The sequence below is a fragment of the Mycobacterium sp. NPDC050853 genome, from assembly GCF_040653875.1.
GTDB lineage: Bacteria > Actinomycetota > Actinomycetes > Mycobacteriales > Mycobacteriaceae > Mycobacterium.
The window spans coordinates 519,077-535,164 of the sequence record NZ_JBFAGW010000001.1 but is presented as its reverse complement, the minus strand read 5'-3'; the positions used below and the strand labels follow the sequence as shown (position 1 = coordinate 535,164).

Below are 16,088 nucleotides of genomic sequence, written 5' to 3'. Positions count from 1 at the left end.
TGCACCGCAGGCGATTTCCGGGGCGGCATGCGTTCGGCCCCCATTCCTTTCCGCGAGAACCCGGAATCTGTACCCGAGTGCCTTCTCGACGCTGAATAGAGAGAACACATGAGCAAGCTGATCGAATTCAACGAGACCGCGCGCCGCGCCCTGGAAGCCGGGGTCGACAAGCTGTCCGACGCGGTCAAGGTCACGCTCGGTCCCCGCGGACGGCACGTGGTGCTGGCCAAGGCGTTCGGCGGTCCTGTCGTGACCAACGACGGCGTCACCATCGCCCGCGATATCGACCTGGAAGACCCGTTCGAGAACCTGGGCGCTCAGCTGGTCAAATCGGTGGCCACCAAGACCAACGACGTCGCCGGTGACGGCACCACCACCGCCACGGTGTTGACTCAGGCGCTGGTACATGCCGGTCTGCGCAACGTGGCCGCCGGTGCCAACCCGATCGCGCTCGGGGCCGGTATCGCCCGTGCCGCCGACGCGGTGTCGGAGCGTCTGCTGACCGTGGCCGCCCCGGTATCCGGCGAGCACGCGATCGCGCAGGTGGCCACGGTCTCCTCGCGTGACCCCGAGATCGGCGAGCTGGTTGGCCGGGCCATGACCCAGGTCGGCAGGGACGGCGTGGTCAGCGTCGAAGAGTCGTCGACCATCAACACCGAGCTCGTCATCACCGATGGTGTGCAGTTCGACAAGGGCTACTTGTCGCAGTACTTCGTTACCGACTTCGACGAGCAGAAGGCGATCCTGGAGGACGCGCTGGTGCTGCTGCACCGCGACAAGATCAGCTCGCTACCGGACCTGCTGCCGCTGTTGGAGCTGGTGGCCAAGGAGGGTAAGCCGCTGCTGATCGTGGCCGAGGATGTGGAAGGCGAGCCGCTGTCCACCCTGGTCGTCAACGCGATCCGCAAGACCCTCAAGGCCGTCGCGGTCAAGGCGCCATTCTTCGGGGATCGCCGCAAGGCATTCCTGGAGGACCTGGCGATCATCACCAACGCGCAGGTGGTCAACCCCGACGTGGGCCTGTCGCTGCGCGAGGTGGGTATCGAGGTGCTCGGAACTGCCCGCCGCGTCGTGGTGAGCAAGGACGAGACGGTCATCGTCGACGGCGGCGGCTCCGAGGAGGCCATCAAGGCGCGCGTCGCGCAGCTGAAGGCGGAGATCGAAACCACCGACTCGGACTGGGACCGCGAGAAGCTGCAGGAGCGGCTCGCCAAGCTGGCCGGCGGCGTGGCTGTGATCAAGGTGGGCGCTGCCACCGATACCGCGCTCAAGGAGCGCAAGCACCGCGTGGAGGACGCCGTCTCGGCGGCCAAGGCGGCTGTGGAGGAGGGCATCGTCGCCGGCGGCGGTAGCGCCCTGGTGCAGGCCCGTTCGGCGCTGGACGGCTTGCGTGTCGAGCTCAAGGGTGATGAGGCCAAGGGTGTCGACGTGTTCGAGGCCGCGCTCTCCGCGCCCCTGTTCTGGATCGCCACCAATGCGGGGTTGGACGGAGCCGTTGTGGTCAGCAAGGTGGCCGAGCTCGATGCCGGGCACGGTTTCAACGCCGCGACGCTGGAGTACGGCGACCTGATCGCCGATGGCGTCATCGACCCGGTGAAGGTGACCCGCTCGGCCGTCATCAACGCGGCGTCCGCGGCACGGATGATCCTCACGACTGAGACGGCGATTGTGGAGAAACCTGCCGGGGCAGTCGACCACGGGCACGGCCATCACGGTCACGCCCACTAGGCGGTACTACGAAAACACCCCCGGCCCGAGTGGCCGGGGGTGTTTTCGTTTCTGCGACGGTTTACTTAGGTGCATGAGTACTTGTATCTCTCGACTGTCGGCTGTTGTTCTCGCCGCGCTGTTACTCACTGGCTGCGGGGGAGCCTTCGATCTGGGGCTGACCTCCGAGCTGTCCACATCGAAGCTGCAGGACGGGCTCAAGGACGGAATCAAGAGCAAGACCGGTATCAAGATCACCAGCGCCACGTGTGACGGGCCGCTGAAGGGTGAGAAGGGCGCAACGCAGCGGTGCAAGGTTGTGGACACCGAGGGCCAGACGATCGAAGTCACCGTGATAGCAACCGACGTCAAGGGATCGCAGATCTACTTCAATTGGGCGGTCAACACCGAGTCGGCAGGCTCGACCCCGTAACAGTCGTTCCGCAAACGTCGGGCCCCCGCCACCATCTGGGTGCGGGGGCCCGACGTTTGTTTGACGTGTTAGGCGGTGCGGCGAACCCCGCGACGCAGAATCAGTTCGCGCTCGGCCTCCGAGAGTCCACCCCAGATTCCGTAGGGCTCGCCGACGGCCAGCGCGTGTGCGCGGCACTGCACCAGCACCGGGCATGCCCGGCACATCTCCTTGGCCTTCATCTCGCGCTGGGCGCGAGCGCGGCCGCGTTCACCGTCGGGATGGAAGAACACCGAGGAGTCGACTCCTCGGCAAAGGCCCTTCATCTGCCAATCCCAAATATCTGCGTTGGGCCCAGGCAGTTGCTGTGGCTGCGGCATGTGGTTAACCCTCTCGCTGCGCGCGCAGTCGACCTGCGCGTGAGTGAAGTAGCACCAGACGTGTCGCCGATGACAAGCGGTGTACACAACGTAGGTGCGCGGCTGAAATCCAGTCAATAGGCGATGATCATGGCAACATCACGCTAAGAGGTCCAGAATTAACATCACGTTCATCGTCTTTGCTCACGACTGGTATGTGGCGGTCGCTCACCTGCGTGGTCAGCGGGTTTTGGCCGTGGGCTTTCCGTTTACTTAATGCTGTGTTGGGTAACTGTTTACGCCACCCGTTGACGTCGATTTAACATCCGCTGCATCAACTGTTAACTCCATATTGGGGGAAATTGGTACCGTGACCGCTCCCATGGTCATTTTCCGAACCTCCACACCGGCCGTGCTGACGGCTGCCGCCTTCGGGCCGCTTCCAGCTACTTGGCCACTTCCGCCTGCCTCGACAGGTGAGGATGCCTGGCTGCGCGCCGTGGCGCTGGGGGGAGCGGGGCGGTATGCGGCCGCTGATGCCGAGCTGGACGCGCTGGTGGCGCCGGGTGGCCGGACAGGCCGGTTGGCCTCGTTAGCGCAGAGCACACGCGCATCGCTCGTGCGCCAGCTCGGGTGGCATGCACAGGCTCGCGGTTTGGACGGCCGAGCGCTGGCGGTGGCGGGCACGGATGCGGAAGCACGGTCCGATGCGCTCATCGGGTTGGCGGCGGATGCGCTGGGTCTGGCGCGATTCCCACTCGCTCACGCGTTACTGGAACAGGCCGAGGCTCTGTCCGCACCGGGCGACGTTCGTTGGCCGTGGCGGCTGCCCCTGCGACTGGCCTGGGTGCACGCCGAGCTGGCGATGGTGTCTGGCGACGGCCCGCGATCGCTTCGGTATGCCCGCACTGCCGAACAGCTCGCGGCGGATGTTCCATCGGTAAGACACCAGGTCAAGACCGCGATGGTGCTCGCCGCGGCGCTCAGCAGCGCCGGGGATTTCGATGAGTCTGCTGCGGTCGCGGCGCGCGGGCTGCAGGCCGCGACGACGAATGGGTTGGTGCCGCTGCGTTGGGCGCTGGCGGCGATGTTGGCGGGTCTGCCGTCGTTCGAGGGGGCCCGGCACAGTCTCGAGGAACTCGTTGCCGTTCGCCGCGAATGTGCCGCGGGGATAGTGCGCGCAGGCGGGCGCTGGCGCCTTGAGGTGGTGGACTAAATGCGTTGCCCCGTGGCGTCCAACGCTATTGTCCTAGGTAACAGCACCACTACGGTGCACCACACGTAACACTGGGGAATGCGCAGTCGATGACAAGTACGGAGAGCGGGCTCGACGACGTCGTTGCTGCTGCCGTCAAAGGCGATCGCGACGCGCTTTCCGAGGTACTTGGTGCCATCCGGCCCGTCGTGGTGCGTTATTGCCGCGCGCGTGTCGGTACGACGGAAAGAAGTGGTCTCTCCGCCGACGATGTTGCGCAGGAGGTGTGTCTCGCGGTGATCGCAGCACTGCCTCGTTATCGGGATCAGGGACGGCCGTTCCTGGCGTTTGTGTACGGCATCGCCGCACACAAGGTTGCCGATGCGCACCGGGCGATGTCCCGGGACAAGTCCGATCCGGCAGAGACCCTTCCCGAGCAGTTCGACCGCAATGCGGGGCCCGAGCAGGAGGCGTTGAACTCCGAATCGGCGCGACGGATGCAGGCCCTGTTGGAAGTGCTACCGGAGAAGCAGCGCGAGATCTTGATCTTGCGCGTTGTCGTCGGCCTCTCGGCGGAGGAGACCGCCGATGCGGTCGGCAGTAGTGCGGGCGCAGTGCGGGTGGCGCAGCACAGGGCATTGCAAAAGCTCAAGGCCGAGATGACCCGGGCAGGTGATCACCGTGGCTGACGGACGCGGATGGTTCCCCGGTGGGCAGGGCGGGCCGGGCAACGAGGGGCCGGAGGACCTGGCGGCGCTGCGGCGCACCAACCGGATGATCGATGCCATTGCGGCCGATCTGCCGGTGGCCACCTCTGATTCCGATGAGTACGCCGTGGCGATGATGCTGGCGGCGTGGCGTGAGGATGTCGGGCGCGAGCCGATGCCGGCGAAACCCACACTTGGGCAGGCCCGTAACGCACTGCGTGACCGTGGTGGCCGTTCGCGGCTCCTGGCCACGACGGTGGGTTCGGCTGCCGCCGTGACGCTGCTATTCGGCGGATTCGGTGCGGCGCTTTACCAATCGCATCCCGGTGACGCGCTGTATGGGCTGCGAAGTTCGCTGTTCGGCACCGGCCCGACGGTGCGTACCGATCCCGTGGTGTTGTCGGCACAGACCGAACTCGCACAGGTGGAAAAGCTTATCTCCCAAGGAGATTGGGAGGGGGCGCAGCAGCAGCTCGGAGTGGCCGCCGCGCGCGTCAACGAGGTCGGCGATGCCCAACAGAAGGCCGAGTTGGCCAGCCGGGTCCAGCAGGCCGAGGTCAGGATCGATGCCAAGAACCCGGAGGCGACGGTGCCGCCGGCGATGGTGACCGAGACACCGCGGATCATGCTGTCGCCGCCGGTGATTGCGCCCATCACGAGTTCGACCACCTCGACGACATCGTCGACCGCCACCACGTCCGAGACGACGACAACGCCTTCGTCGCCGACGGAGACGACTAGTTCGACATCAACGAGTACCTCCGACTCCCCGTCGACAAGTTCTACGACATCGACATCAACGTCGACAAGTTCTACGTCTACGTCAACCACCTCGTCGGCCACGTCGACGCCCCCGAGCTCGACATCGACGGCGACATCGACACCGTCCAGCGCGACGGAGACGTCAACGGCACCGTCGACGCCCGGTACATCCACTTCGGTGCCGGGATCCGCCATCGGCACCACGCCGCCGTCTACAGCGCCGGTCCAAACCGTCCCGACCACTCCCGAGGGGGTGACCATCGTCACCACCCAGCGGGGGATCGGCGACAGTCCCGCCATCACTGCGCCGACGACGATCCAAGCGCCGTCACCGATTACTCGCACTCCCGACAACCAAGTGCCGATCTATCAAGCACCCAACAACCCAGGATCAGGGAACATCCATGGTTTCCCCGGCAGCGGCGGGAACGCGGGTTCTGGCTCTGACGGTCCGTCGCGACACATGCCGGTAATGACGTCGGTGCCGGTGGCACCGGCCAACCCGGGCGGCGGGTCGTCGAATCAGGGCAGTGGATCGGGTACGAGCTCCGGCGAATAGGCCGAGAACGAATGGATCAGCGGAACCCGTCGCGGTCCGTCGCCGCCTCGTTGAGTGAGGCATCTGCGTATCCGCGGCAATAATCCCAGGTCACGTAGGCTTCCGGTTCGGGATCGAAGGCCGGCTCGTGCGGGCGGACGGTTCCGTCGACGAGCAGCTGCAGCAGGTTCGCGCGCAGCATGTCCCAGTCGTGATAGTGATCCTGCTGGCATTCGTCACAGCACACCACGAGGCCGCGAATTCCCTTATGGGCCAGCAACGCCTCATAGACCGCGAGGTCGGCAAGATCCTCCTCGACCGCGATCCGCTCCTGCGGGTCGAGCGGTTGCCCCGGCTCGATAGCGTCGAGCGCGGCCGACGGATCGTGGGGATCGTCGGCGAACGGGTCTGGTGGCAATCCCGGCGGAAAGTGGTCGCGCACACCCTTAGAGTACGCAATTCGCGGGTTCGCGCGCCAGCTCACCTGGGGCATGCCCGCGCATATGTCCGGGACATTGCAGCCGAGACGAGCCGATAGGATGGATCTACTCCTTCCCGTTCCACACCTGGGATGAATACGACGGCTATCTGGCATGGAGGCTTGAATGACCATTGCGGCAGGGTCCGTCCACACCGGCGGCGACGACCCGCACAAGGTCGCCATGCTCGGTTTGACCTTCGACGATGTGCTGTTGCTGCCTGCGGCATCGGATGTGTTGCCGAGCGGCGCCGACACCTCATCGCAGCTGACGAAGCGGATCAGACTGAGCGTCCCGCTGGTCAGCTCGGCCATGGACACCGTTACCGAGGCCAGGATGGCCATCGCGATGGCGCGCGCCGGCGGCATGGGCGTGCTGCACCGCAATCTCTCGCTGGAGGCTCAGGCCGGCCAGGTCGAGACCGTCAAGCGGTCCGAGGCCGGTATGGTCACCAACCCGGTGACCTGCTCGCCGGAGAACACGCTGGCCGAGGTCGACGCCCTATGCGCCCGGTTCCGGATCTCCGGCTTGCCCGTGGTCGACAAGGCCGGTTCGCTCGTCGGCATCATCACCAACCGCGATATGCGGTTCGAGGCAGACTTGTCCAAGTCGGTCGCCGAGGTCATGACCAAGCCACCGCTGATCACCGCGCGCCAGGGTGTGACCGCCGACGCCGCGCTGGGGCTGCTGCGGCGCCACAAGATCGAGAAGCTGCCGATCGTCGACGGACAGGGCCGCCTGACCGGTCTCATCACGGTCAAGGACTTCGCGAAGACCGAACAGCATCCCAACGCCACCAAGGACAGTGACGGTCGGCTCCTGGTCGGTGCGGCCGTCGGTGTGGGCGACGACGCATGGGCCCGGGCCATGGCTCTTGCGGATGCCGGTGTCGACGTGCTGATCGTGGACACCGCGCACGCACACAACCGCAAGGTGCTCGACATGGTTGGCAAGCTCAAGGCCGAGGTGGGCGAGCGCGTCGACGTGGTCGGCGGCAACGTGGCCACTCGGTCGGGCGCTGCGGCGCTCATCGAAGCAGGCGCCGACGCGGTGAAGGTCGGCGTGGGACCGGGTTCCATCTGCACCACACGCGTGGTGGCAGGTGTCGGCGCACCACAGATCACCGCGATACTCGAGGCGTCTGCGGTCTGCCACCTCGCCGGTGTGCCCGTCATCGCCGACGGCGGCATGCAGTACTCGGGCGATATCGCCAAGGCGCTCGCGGCCGGTGCGTCCACGACCATGCTGGGGTCACTGCTGGCGGGTACCGCGGAGTCGCCCGGCGAGCTGATCTTCGTCAACGGCAAGCAGTTCAAGAGCTACCGCGGTATGGGGTCGATGGGTGCCATGCAGGGGCGCGGTGCTGCGGGAAACACCGGGCAGAGCTACTCGAAGGACCGCTACTTCCAGGACGATGTGTTGTCGGAGGACAAGCTGGTACCCGAAGGCATCGAGGGCCGGGTTCCGTTCCGTGGTCCTTTGTCGACGGTCATGCACCAACTGACGGGCGGGCTGCGCGCGGCCATGGGGTACACCGGGGCGTCGAGCATCGAGGAGCTACAGCGCGCTCAGTTCGTACAGATCACCGCGGCGGGGCTGAAGGAAAGCCATCCGCACGACATCACCATGACGGCCGAGGCGCCGAACTACTACGTGCGTTGAGCATTCGGCACGACAAAGGGAGTCAAGATGCGTGACCTCGTCGAAATTGGCATGGGCAGAACAGCTCGCCGCACCTACGAGCTCGATGATGTGAACATCGTTCCGTCGCGCCGCACTCGTTCCTCACAGGACGCGTCGACGGCGTGGCAGCTCGATGCGTATCGTTTCGAGATTCCGGTGGTGGCGCACCCGACCGACGCGCTGGTATCGCCGCGCTTCGCAATCGAACTCGGCAGGGCCGGCGGGCTCGGCGTCATCAACGGTGAGGGATTGTGGGGCCGGCACGCCGACGTCGAGGCGCGCATCGCCGAGGTGGTCGAGATCGCCCAGAAGGAGCCGGAGCCTTCTGCCGCGATTCGTCTGCTACAGGAATTGCATTCGGCACCAATCGATCCCGAGCTGTTGGCGGCGGCCATCACCGAGGTTCACGGGGCCGGCGTGACCACCGCCGTGAGAGTGAGCCCGCAGAATGCGCAGCTGCTCACCCCGCATCTGATCGCCGCCGGTATCGACCTGCTGGTCATCCACGGCACCATCGTCTCGGCCGAGCGGGTGGCCCGCGACGGCGAGCCTCTCAACCTGAAAACCTTTATCTCCGAACTGGATATCCCGGTTGTCGCCGGTGGTGTGATCGATCACCGCACGGCCTTACACCTGATGCGGACCGGGGCCGCGGGTGTCATCGTCGGGTACGGGCAGACCGCGGGTGCGACAACCAGTGGAGAGGTGCTGGGCATCAGCGTGGCCATGGCCACCGCCATCGCCGACGCCGCCGCCGCCCGCCGTGAGTATCTCGACGAGACCGGCGGCCGGTATGTCCACGTGTTGGCCGATGGCGACATCCACACCTCGGGCGATCTTGCGAAGTCCATCGCCTGTGGTGCCGACGCCGTCGTGCTGGGCACGCCGCTGGCGGCCGCGCGGGAGGCCGCGGGTGACGGGTGGTTCTGGCCCAATGCTGCCGCGCATCCCTCGCTGCCCCGTGGTGCGCTGCTGCAGGTGGCGGTGGGGGAGCGGCCACCACTGAGTGAGGTGCTCAACGGGCCGTCCGACGACCCGTTCGGTACGTTGAATCTCGTTGGCGGCCTCCGTCGTTCGATGGCGAAGGCCGGATACTGCGATCTCAAGGAGTTCCAGAAGGTCGGCCTGACCGTCACCTCTTAGACGTGTGTCTACTTAGGGTGACCTAATTTACATAACCCCCCTCGTTGTATTCCATACTGGTCGGTAACGTGACCACGCGGAGGTAGGCCAACGATGTCATCACCGGTAGCAGTCCAGCCAGAACCTGACTTTGACGTCCTCATCGTCGGATCCGGATTCGGCGGGAGCGTCACCGCCATGCGGTTGACCGAAAAGGGTTACCGCGTAGGGGTCCTGGAGGCGGGTCGTCGGTTCTCGGACGAGGAATTCGCCGAGACATCGTGGGATCTGCGCAAGTTCCTGTGGGCGCCGATGTTCAAGTGCTTCGGGATTCAGCGGATCCATCTGCTGAGTAACTGCATGATCCTGGCGGGTGCCGGGGTGGGCGGTGGCTCGCTGAACTACGCCAACACGCTGTACGTACCGCCCGAGCCATTCTTCAGCGATCCGCAGTGGAAGGGCATCACCGACTGGCGCGCTGAGCTCTCCCCGCACTACGAGCAGGCGCAGCGGATGCTTGGCGTGGTGAAGAACCCCACCTTCACCGATGCGGATCGACTCATCAAGGAGGTCGCCGACGATATGGGTGCCGGCGACACCTTCGTCGCCACACCGGTGGGTGTCTACTTCGGGCCCGACGGCGCCAAGGCTCCCGGAGTCAAGGTGGCCGATCCCTACTTCGGCGGTGCCGGACCCGACCGGGTGGGCTGCACCGAGTGTGGTTCCTGCATGACCGGTTGCCGGGTCGGCGCCAAGAACACCCTCGTCAAGAACTATCTGGGGCTGGCTGAATCCTCTGGTGCCCAGGTCATTCCGTTGACGACAGTCACCGCAGTCGAAGAGGGCGCAGATGGCGTGTGGCAGGTGTCCACCAAGGCCACCGGCCGCTGGCTGCGTAAGCAGCGCAAGACCTACACCGCCAAGCACGTCGTACTCGCTGCGGGTACCTGGGGCACGCAGAACCTGTTGTTCAAGATGAAGGACAAGGGCCTGCTGCCCAGGCTTTCGGATCGGTTGGGCGTGCTCACGCGAACCAACTCCGAATCCATCGTCGGCGCAGGGCGATTGGAATACAAGGACGACCTGGACCTCACCCACGGGGTGGCCATCACGTCCTCGTTCCACCCCACCAGCGATACCCATGTCGAGCCGGTCCGGTATGGCAAGGGGTCCAACGCGATGGGGCTGCTGCAGACCCTGATGACCGACGGGGACGGCGAGAAGTCGCGATGGCGCCAGCTCATCGAGGCCGCCCGCGCTGACCCCAGGGGCACCCTGCGGATGCTCAACGTGACGCAATGGAGCGAGCGGACCGTGATCGCTCTCGTCATGCAGCACCTGGACAACTCGATCACCACGTTCACCAAGAAGACGCTGTTCTGGCGGCGCTTGGACAGCAAACAGGGCCACGGCGAACCCAATCCCACCTGGATTCCCGCCGGGAACGAGGCCACCAGGCGACTTGCCGCCAAAATCGACGGTGTGGCTGGCGGCACCTGGGGCGAGCTGTTCAACATCCCGCTCACCGCGCATTTCCTGGGCGGTGCGGTCATCGGGACCAGCCCGGAGGACGGCGTCATCGACCCCTATCACCGGGTGTACGGCTACCCGACCATGTACGTCGTGGACGGGGCGGCGATCTCGGCGAACCTGGGTGTCAACCCGTCGCTGAGCATCACCGCACAGGCCGAGCGGGCGGCGTCGTTGTGGCCGAACAAGGGTGAGATCGACCTGCGTCCGCAGCAGGGGCTGGCATACCAGCGGATGTCGCCGGTTCCGCCGGCGCACCCCGTGGTCCCGGTGGGTGCACCCGGTGCGTTGCGACGTCTTCCGATCGAACCGGTGAGGTCAGTTAGTTAGACCCGGTCGCTGCGCTCTCCCCCGCAAGTGGGCGGTTCCCCCAGCTCGTCGGGCCACCTATCGGCACCATTAAGCTAAGCCGGTGGCGCAAACGGAGCAGCATGGCGACCGACCGGTTCTGGTCATCGATTTCGGGGCGCAGTACGCGCAGCTGATTGCGCGGCGGGTCCGCGAGGCACGCGTGTTCTCGGAGGTGATCGCGCACTCGGCCAGCATCGAGGAGATCAAGGAACGCGACCCGCGGGCAATCATCCTGTCCGGCGGCCCGTCGAGTGTTTACGAGGTGGGGGCGCCTCAGCTCGATCCGGGCGTATTCGACTTAGATGTTCCAGTTTTCGGTATCTGCTACGGATTTCAGGCTATGGCGCAGGTGCTTGGCGGCACGGTCGCACACACCGGCACCAGCGAGTACGGCCGCACCGAGCTGAATGTCTCGGGTGGAGACTTACATGATGGTCTGCCTGAGCTACAGCCCGTCTGGATGAGCCACGGCGACGCGGTAACAGAGGCGCCACAAGGTTTTACCGTCGTCGCCAGCAGCGAGGGCGCCCCCGTCGCGGCGTTCGAGAATCGATCGCGTCGGCTGGCCGGCGTGCAGTATCACCCCGAGGTGCTGCACTCGCCACATGGACAACAGGTACTCAGCCGCTTCCTGCATGAATTCGCGGGCATCGAATCCACATGGACGGCAGCCAATATCGCAGAGTCGCTGGTCGAGCAGGTCCGCACGCAGATCGGTGACGGACGCGCATTGTGCGGGCTGTCCGGTGGGGTGGACTCGGCGGTGGCGGCAGCCCTGGTGCAACGCGCCATCGGTGACAGGCTTACCTGTGTGTTCGTTGACCACGGTCTGCTGCGCAGCGGCGAGCGGGCACAGGTGCAGCACGACTTCGTCGCGGCAACCGGCGCCAAGCTGGTGACTGTCGATGTCGCCGAGACATTCCTGAGCGAGCTCGCCGGTGTCAGCGACCCGGAGGCCAAACGCAAAATCATTGGCCGTGAATTCATCCGGGCGTTCGAGGGCGCCGTCTCCGACGCGATTGGCAACTCGGAGGATGGGATCGATTTTTTGGTGCAGGGCACGCTGTACCCGGACGTCGTCGAGTCCGGGGGAGGCAGCGGTACGGCCAATATCAAGAGCCACCACAACGTGGGCGGGCTGCCAGAGGACCTGAGCTTCGCCCTCGTGGAGCCGCTGCGTCTGCTGTTTAAGGATGAGGTTCGCGCGGTCGGTCGTGAACTGGGTCTGCCCGAGGAAATCGTTGGCCGCCAACCCTTCCCCGGGCCGGGGCTGGCAATCCGGATCGTCGGCGAGGTCACTGCTGACCGGCTGGATACCCTGCGTCGCGCCGATGCCATTGCGCGCGAGGAACTTACCGCCGCGGGCCAGGACCGCAATATCTGGCAGTGCCCGGTGGTGCTCTTGGCCGATGTCCGCTCGGTCGGAGTGCAGGGCGACGGCCGCACCTACGGGCACCCCATCGTGTTGCGCCCGGTGTCCAGTGAGGACGCCATGACGGCGGACTGGACGCGACTGCCCTACGAGGTGCTGGAGCGGATTTCCACCCGGATCACCAACGAGGTGCCGGAGGTGAATCGGGTGGTCCTGGATATCACCAGCAAGCCGCCCGGCACCATCGAATGGGAATGACGCGAAGCTAGCGGTTTTGTCGGGCCGGAACCGCCACCAGCGCAACGCCGATGGCGATGGCGATGGCGATCGCGACCCAGCCGAGCAGGTCGCTGACCACCAGTTCGCCGAAATCCTGACCGGTCAGTGCCCAACCCCCGACGATCAATGCGGCCAGACCGGACAGCGCCAGGAGAATGGACGGCCTGACCTTCTCGTGGGCAGTGACTTCAGGTAGGGACTCCGCCCGGTTTTCCGGCGTGATGTTGCTGTCGGCGTCTGCCGCGGCGTTCATGTTCTCAGACACGTTGCACCTCAATGCTTCCCATGTTGATTTTGGAGTTGATTGTCAGTACCGGACCGGTGCTGGTGGGTGAGGGTAGGCAGTCGAAGCTGCCGACGTTCACCTCGCACTTGCTGTGTACGTTCATCGACGCTGGAACCAGCACCTGGATGTCGCCCAGCCCGGCACGGAGGTTCACCGTCTTGTCGCCGGTGAGCTTGATCTGTGTGAGGTCAAGGGTGATGGTGCCCACGCCGATCTCGTAGTCGCTCTGTATGTCGGAAGCCTCTGTGGGGCGGTAGCTTTGGTCGCCGATGTTGAGGGACACCTCCAGTGGGCCCACCGCGGAGGCCACGATGACGAACCCGGTCAGTGGAATCGCCAGGAAGAGCAGGGAGTAACCGCTGCGGAGCCATGCACCCACCAGCATGCCGACCCCTACGACAACCAGTGCCGCCGCCGTCACCACCACGGGTGTCACCCAGCTGCCGCCCAACAGCCCGATGGCCACGAGTATCGCGCTGACGATGATTGCCGCGCCGATAGTCACCTTCGCCACGCGGGACTTGGGCTTGACCGGCGGTGCGGGCAGGGGAGCCGGATTGGGTAGGTCCCAGGCAAAGGGCGCCGCCCGTAGCGGGTCCCATGCGGGTGGGGCCGCCAGCAGCGGCTCGTTCAGGCCGGCCGGTGTGGTCGCCGCTGTGGCGTTATCGGTCTGGTCATCCTCGGTGGCCTGGTCGGCACCGCTCACTGCGGAGCCGGCCGCGTTGGTTTTCGGGGCCGCCGGAGGCTCGGTCTGGCGCTGATAGAGCAGATACCAGCCGCCGAGTAGGACCGCGGCACTGACCAATCCCCACGGCTCTCGGTCGGTGTCGATGAACGGCCCGCCGACGAGCAACAGGACGATGATCCAGAAGACCGTCTTAACCTTGGACTCGTGATATGGGGTGGTGTAGCGGGCAGTGGGCATCAGCAGCCAGCACGCCACGTACATCACCGCACCGGCGCCGCCGAAAAATGTTGTGACCACGAAAATTACGCGTACCAACAGCGGATCGACGTTGTAGCGGTATCCGATTCCCGCGGCCACACCGGCGAGCTTTCCGTGTCCCGGTAGTCGCAAGGGCCGGGTTCGCCACATGTCCCCAAGCGTGGAGGACGGCGCCCGCTTGGTGTCCGTATCGGTGTCCATGACAGCAATAGTTGCCGAGCCGCACGTATGTCCGCCATCGGGATTCACCCTGATCTTTGCGCGGCGAGGGTTCAGGGATAAGCCCGATGGCGGGCGGAGCTGGTCATGGCAGGATCGCAGGGGTGAGCCCCAAGTTTCGGAATGCCTTCGCGGACGGGAATCGGCTGACGGCCGCCCCGCCGTTGCGCCGGCGTACCGGTGGGCGGGTGGTCGCCGGTGTGGCCGGGGGTATTGCAGACCATCTCGGCGTGCCGGTGTTTCGGGTGCGTCTTGTCTTCGCGGTGTTGGGGGCGGCCAGCGGTATGGGCGTCGCGGCGTACGGGTTGCTGTGGATGCTGATGCCACCGGGCGATGACGTCACTGCGGTGAGCGCGACCGACCGCAGGCGGGCGACCGGGCTGTTGTTATTGAGTTTTGCCGCGCTGGTCATTTTGATGTCGACGGTCAGCGGTTCGACGTCATCATTGATCTTCCCGGTGGTGCTGGCTGCGGTCGGGCTTGCCGTGGTGTGGCGCGAATTCGATACGCAGGGGCCAAGTTCAGCGGTGCTGGGAGCATCAGGCAGGCCGTCGATGCTGACCTGGGTTCGGGTGATCGCCGGTGCGACATTGGTCTTCGGCGGGATCGCGGTCGTGGTTTTACGCAATGTGGACCTGTCCTCCTTGCGTGATTCGTTGGTGGCCATTGCGGCCACCTTGGTGGGCGCGGTGCTGCTGACGGTGCCGTTGTGGTTGCGGCTGTGGCGCGCACTCGGTGCCGAGCGTGCCGCGCGTATCCGCACAGAGGAGCGCGACGAGATCGCCTCGCATCTGCATGATTCGGTGCTCCAGACGCTGGCGTTGATCCAGAAGCGCACCGATAATCCCGGTGAGGTGCTGCGGCTGGCCCGCAGCCAGGAGAGGGAACTGCGCAGTTGGCTGTTCTCATCAGGGGATTCCTCCGACTCGTCATTGGCTCAAGAACTGCGCGCCGTGGCCGGGGAGGTCGAGGACGCCCACACCGTGGTGGTCAGTTCGGTGATTGTTGGTGATGCCGATCTGTCCCTGGAACCGGAGACCGGGCGGGCGCTGGTCGGGGCAACCCGCGAGGCACTGGTCAACGCAGCCAAGCACTCTGGGCAATCGGATATCAACCTGTATGCCGAGGTGGAGCCCGGCCAGATCAGTGTTTTCATCCGGGATCGCGGTAAGGGATTCGATCCCGAGGCGGTATCTCCGGACCGGCAGGGCATCGTGCGTTCCATCAAGGCCAGGGTGATGCGTCGGGGTGGGCAGGTGCAGGTGAAATCGGAGATCGGCAAGGGCACCGAGGTGGGAATTACCCTGCCGTACAGGACCCTTGATGCCGACGAGAAAGAAGCGTGATGCTGCGGGTATTTCTGGTCGATGATCACGGTGTGTTCCGGTCTGGGGTGCGGGCGGAGCTGTCCGGCGAATCGGATATCGAGATCGTGGGTGAGGCAGGTTCGGTCGCCGAGGCAGTGGCCGGGATCAGGGCCACTGCACCGGATGTGGTGCTGCTGGATGTGCACATGCCAGCTGGTGGTGGAGTTGCCGTCATCAACGGGACAAGCGGCTCCGGGCCGGATTCTCTTCGCGCAAGCGGCTCATCGCCGGTCTTTCTGGCGCTCAGCGTGTCTGATGCGGCCGAGGATGTCATCGCGGTGATCCGGGCTGGAGCCAGAGGCTATGTCACCAAGACGATTTCGGGGCGCGAACTGGCCGATGCGGTGCGCCGGGTGGCCGGCGGGGATGCGGTGTTCAGTCCGCGGCTGGCCGGGTTCGTGCTTGATTCGTTCACGGGCCGCTCGAATATCCCTGAGCCGGCGCTGGATCCGGAGCTGGATTCGTTGACTCCACGTGAGCTTGAGGTGCTGCGGCTCCTCGCCCGCGGATACACCTACCGGGAGATCGCCGAGGATCTGGTGATCTCGGTGAAGACGGTGGAGACGCATGCCTCCAATGTGCTGCGCAAGACGCAGCAATCCAACCGTAACGCGCTGACCCGCTGGGCGCATACCCGCCAGCTCGACTAGGTCCGCCGACACGCCGCCTTGTGGCGGACATGTGCGACACGAATCCGCCGCAATGCGGCGTGTCGGCGGATGGGGCCAGCATGGGGCGCAGCCCGTACCTCCCGCCTTGACGGTTGTCGGGGGG

Annotated in this window: 15 protein-coding genes; 11 read left to right on the top strand and 4 right to left on the bottom strand. The window is 65.4% G+C overall.

Annotated features, from left to right (window positions below):
- Window positions 1–108 precede the first annotated feature (108 nt).
- Together groL and AB0H22_RS02465 are read left to right on the top strand one after the other, a co-directional pair.
- On the top strand, window positions 109–1,728 hold the full coding sequence (groL, locus tag AB0H22_RS02470) for a chaperonin GroEL (RefSeq protein ID WP_180748604.1): 1,620 nt from the start codon (window positions 109–111) through the stop codon (window positions 1,726–1,728).
- Window positions 1,729–1,813: 85 nt separating this feature from the next.
- Window positions 1,814–2,140 (top strand): DUF4333 domain-containing protein, encoded by a 327-nt coding sequence (locus AB0H22_RS02465; RefSeq protein WP_180749700.1) that lies wholly within the window; start codon window positions 1,814–1,816, stop codon window positions 2,138–2,140.
- Between the two features lie 68 nt (window positions 2,141–2,208).
- Here the strand turns inward: AB0H22_RS02465 and AB0H22_RS02460 are convergent, their stop codons facing one another.
- Complete coding sequence (locus AB0H22_RS02460; RefSeq protein ID WP_358144515.1) at window positions 2,209–2,499, bottom strand: WhiB family transcriptional regulator; 291 nt, start codon at window positions 2,497–2,499, stop codon at window positions 2,209–2,211.
- 361 nt (window positions 2,500–2,860) lie between these two features.
- Between AB0H22_RS02460 and AB0H22_RS02455 the strand changes: the two genes are divergently transcribed.
- The 3 genes from AB0H22_RS02455 to AB0H22_RS02445 all read left to right on the top strand — a co-directional run bounded on the left by AB0H22_RS02455 (window position 2,861) and on the right by AB0H22_RS02445 (window position 5,701).
- Window positions 2,861–3,694, top strand: a complete 834-nt coding sequence (locus tag AB0H22_RS02455) for a hypothetical protein (protein ID WP_358146011.1) — start codon at window positions 2,861–2,863, stop codon at window positions 3,692–3,694.
- A gap of 89 nt (window positions 3,695–3,783) precedes the next feature.
- Window positions 3,784–4,362, top strand: coding sequence for a sigma-70 family RNA polymerase sigma factor (locus tag AB0H22_RS02450; protein ID WP_180748602.1), 579 nt, complete (start codon window positions 3,784–3,786; stop codon window positions 4,360–4,362).
- Complete coding sequence (locus AB0H22_RS02445) at window positions 4,355–5,701, top strand: anti-sigma-D factor RsdA (protein ID WP_358144512.1); 1,347 nt, start codon at window positions 4,355–4,357, stop codon at window positions 5,699–5,701. Before AB0H22_RS02450 ends, AB0H22_RS02445 begins: the two co-directional genes overlap by 8 nt.
- Window positions 5,702–5,717: 16 nt before the next feature.
- Here the strand turns inward: AB0H22_RS02445 and AB0H22_RS02440 are convergent, their stop codons facing one another.
- Complete coding sequence (locus AB0H22_RS02440) at window positions 5,718–6,122, bottom strand: DUF5319 domain-containing protein (protein ID WP_005056069.1); 405 nt, start codon at window positions 6,120–6,122, stop codon at window positions 5,718–5,720.
- Window positions 6,123–6,285: 163 nt separating this feature from the next.
- On the opposite strand from AB0H22_RS02440, the gene guaB reads away from it, so the two are divergent.
- The 4 genes from guaB (at window position 6,286) to guaA (ending at window position 12,475) form a co-directional block, all read left to right on the top strand.
- Window positions 6,286–7,821 carry an IMP dehydrogenase gene (gene guaB / locus AB0H22_RS02435; RefSeq protein ID WP_180748600.1) on the top strand — a complete coding sequence of 512 codons (1,536 nt, stop codon included), beginning with the start codon at window positions 6,286–6,288 and terminating at the stop codon, window positions 7,819–7,821.
- Between the two features lie 27 nt (window positions 7,822–7,848).
- The gene (locus tag AB0H22_RS02430; protein WP_180748599.1) at window positions 7,849–8,985 is read left to right on the top strand and encodes a GuaB3 family IMP dehydrogenase-related protein; all 1,137 of its coding nucleotides are present in this window, start codon (window positions 7,849–7,851) and stop codon (window positions 8,983–8,985) included.
- Window positions 8,986–9,078: 93 nt separating this feature from the next.
- Window positions 9,079–10,824: a GMC family oxidoreductase gene (locus AB0H22_RS02425; protein WP_358144501.1), complete on the top strand. Its 1,746-nt coding sequence runs from the start codon at window positions 9,079–9,081 to the stop codon at window positions 10,822–10,824.
- Between the two features lie 82 nt (window positions 10,825–10,906).
- Window positions 10,907–12,475, top strand: a complete 1,569-nt coding sequence (gene guaA / locus AB0H22_RS02420) for a glutamine-hydrolyzing GMP synthase (RefSeq protein WP_180748597.1) — start codon at window positions 10,907–10,909, stop codon at window positions 12,473–12,475.
- A gap of 7 nt (window positions 12,476–12,482) precedes the next feature.
- Here guaA and AB0H22_RS02415 read toward each other — a convergent pair whose 3' ends face one another.
- Window positions 12,483–12,749: a hypothetical protein gene (locus tag AB0H22_RS02415; protein ID WP_358146009.1), complete on the bottom strand. Its 267-nt coding sequence runs from the start codon at window positions 12,747–12,749 to the stop codon at window positions 12,483–12,485.
- Window positions 12,750–12,753: 4 nt separating this feature from the next.
- Entirely contained in the window at window positions 12,754–13,929 is a 1,176-nt protein-coding gene (locus AB0H22_RS02410) for a PspC domain-containing protein (RefSeq protein ID WP_358144499.1), read from the bottom strand.
- Between the two features lie 86 nt (window positions 13,930–14,015).
- Between AB0H22_RS02410 and AB0H22_RS02405 the strand changes: the two genes are divergently transcribed.
- Window positions 14,016–15,293, top strand: a complete 1,278-nt coding sequence (locus tag AB0H22_RS02405; protein WP_358144497.1) for a PspC domain-containing protein — start codon at window positions 14,016–14,018, stop codon at window positions 15,291–15,293.
- Window positions 15,293–15,964: a response regulator transcription factor gene (locus tag AB0H22_RS02400; protein WP_180748594.1), complete on the top strand. Its 672-nt coding sequence runs from the start codon at window positions 15,293–15,295 to the stop codon at window positions 15,962–15,964. The genes AB0H22_RS02405 and AB0H22_RS02400 overlap by 1 nt, the downstream gene beginning before the upstream one ends.
- Window positions 15,965–16,088: the final 124 nt, after the last annotated feature.

What these genes read in the sequence shown, in the direction of transcription:
- groL (WP_180748604.1), top strand. Translation starts at nt 109, where the DNA reads ATGAGCAAGCTGATCGAATTCAACGAGACCGCGCGCCGCGCCCTGGAA.
- AB0H22_RS02460 (WP_358144515.1), bottom strand. Translation starts at nt 2,499, where the DNA reads ATGCCGCAGCCACAGCAACTGCCTGGGCCCAACGCAGATATTTGGGAT.
- AB0H22_RS02455 (WP_358146011.1), top strand. Translation starts at nt 2,861, where the DNA reads ATGGTCATTTTCCGAACCTCCACACCGGCCGTGCTGACGGCTGCCGCC.
- AB0H22_RS02450 (WP_180748602.1), top strand. Translation starts at nt 3,784, where the DNA reads ATGACAAGTACGGAGAGCGGGCTCGACGACGTCGTTGCTGCTGCCGTC.
- guaB (WP_180748600.1), top strand. Translation starts at nt 6,286, where the DNA reads ATGACCATTGCGGCAGGGTCCGTCCACACCGGCGGCGACGACCCGCAC.
- AB0H22_RS02430 (WP_180748599.1), top strand. Translation starts at nt 7,849, where the DNA reads ATGCGTGACCTCGTCGAAATTGGCATGGGCAGAACAGCTCGCCGCACC.
- AB0H22_RS02425 (WP_358144501.1), top strand. Translation starts at nt 9,079, where the DNA reads ATGTCATCACCGGTAGCAGTCCAGCCAGAACCTGACTTTGACGTCCTC.
- AB0H22_RS02415 (WP_358146009.1), bottom strand. Translation starts at nt 12,749, where the DNA reads ATGAACGCCGCGGCAGACGCCGACAGCAACATCACGCCGGAAAACCGG.
- AB0H22_RS02410 (WP_358144499.1), bottom strand. Translation starts at nt 13,929, where the DNA reads ATGGACACCGATACGGACACCAAGCGGGCGCCGTCCTCCACGCTTGGG.
- AB0H22_RS02405 (WP_358144497.1), top strand. Translation starts at nt 14,016, where the DNA reads ATGGCGGGCGGAGCTGGTCATGGCAGGATCGCAGGGGTGAGCCCCAAG.
- AB0H22_RS02400 (WP_180748594.1), top strand. Translation starts at nt 15,293, where the DNA reads ATGCTGCGGGTATTTCTGGTCGATGATCACGGTGTGTTCCGGTCTGGG.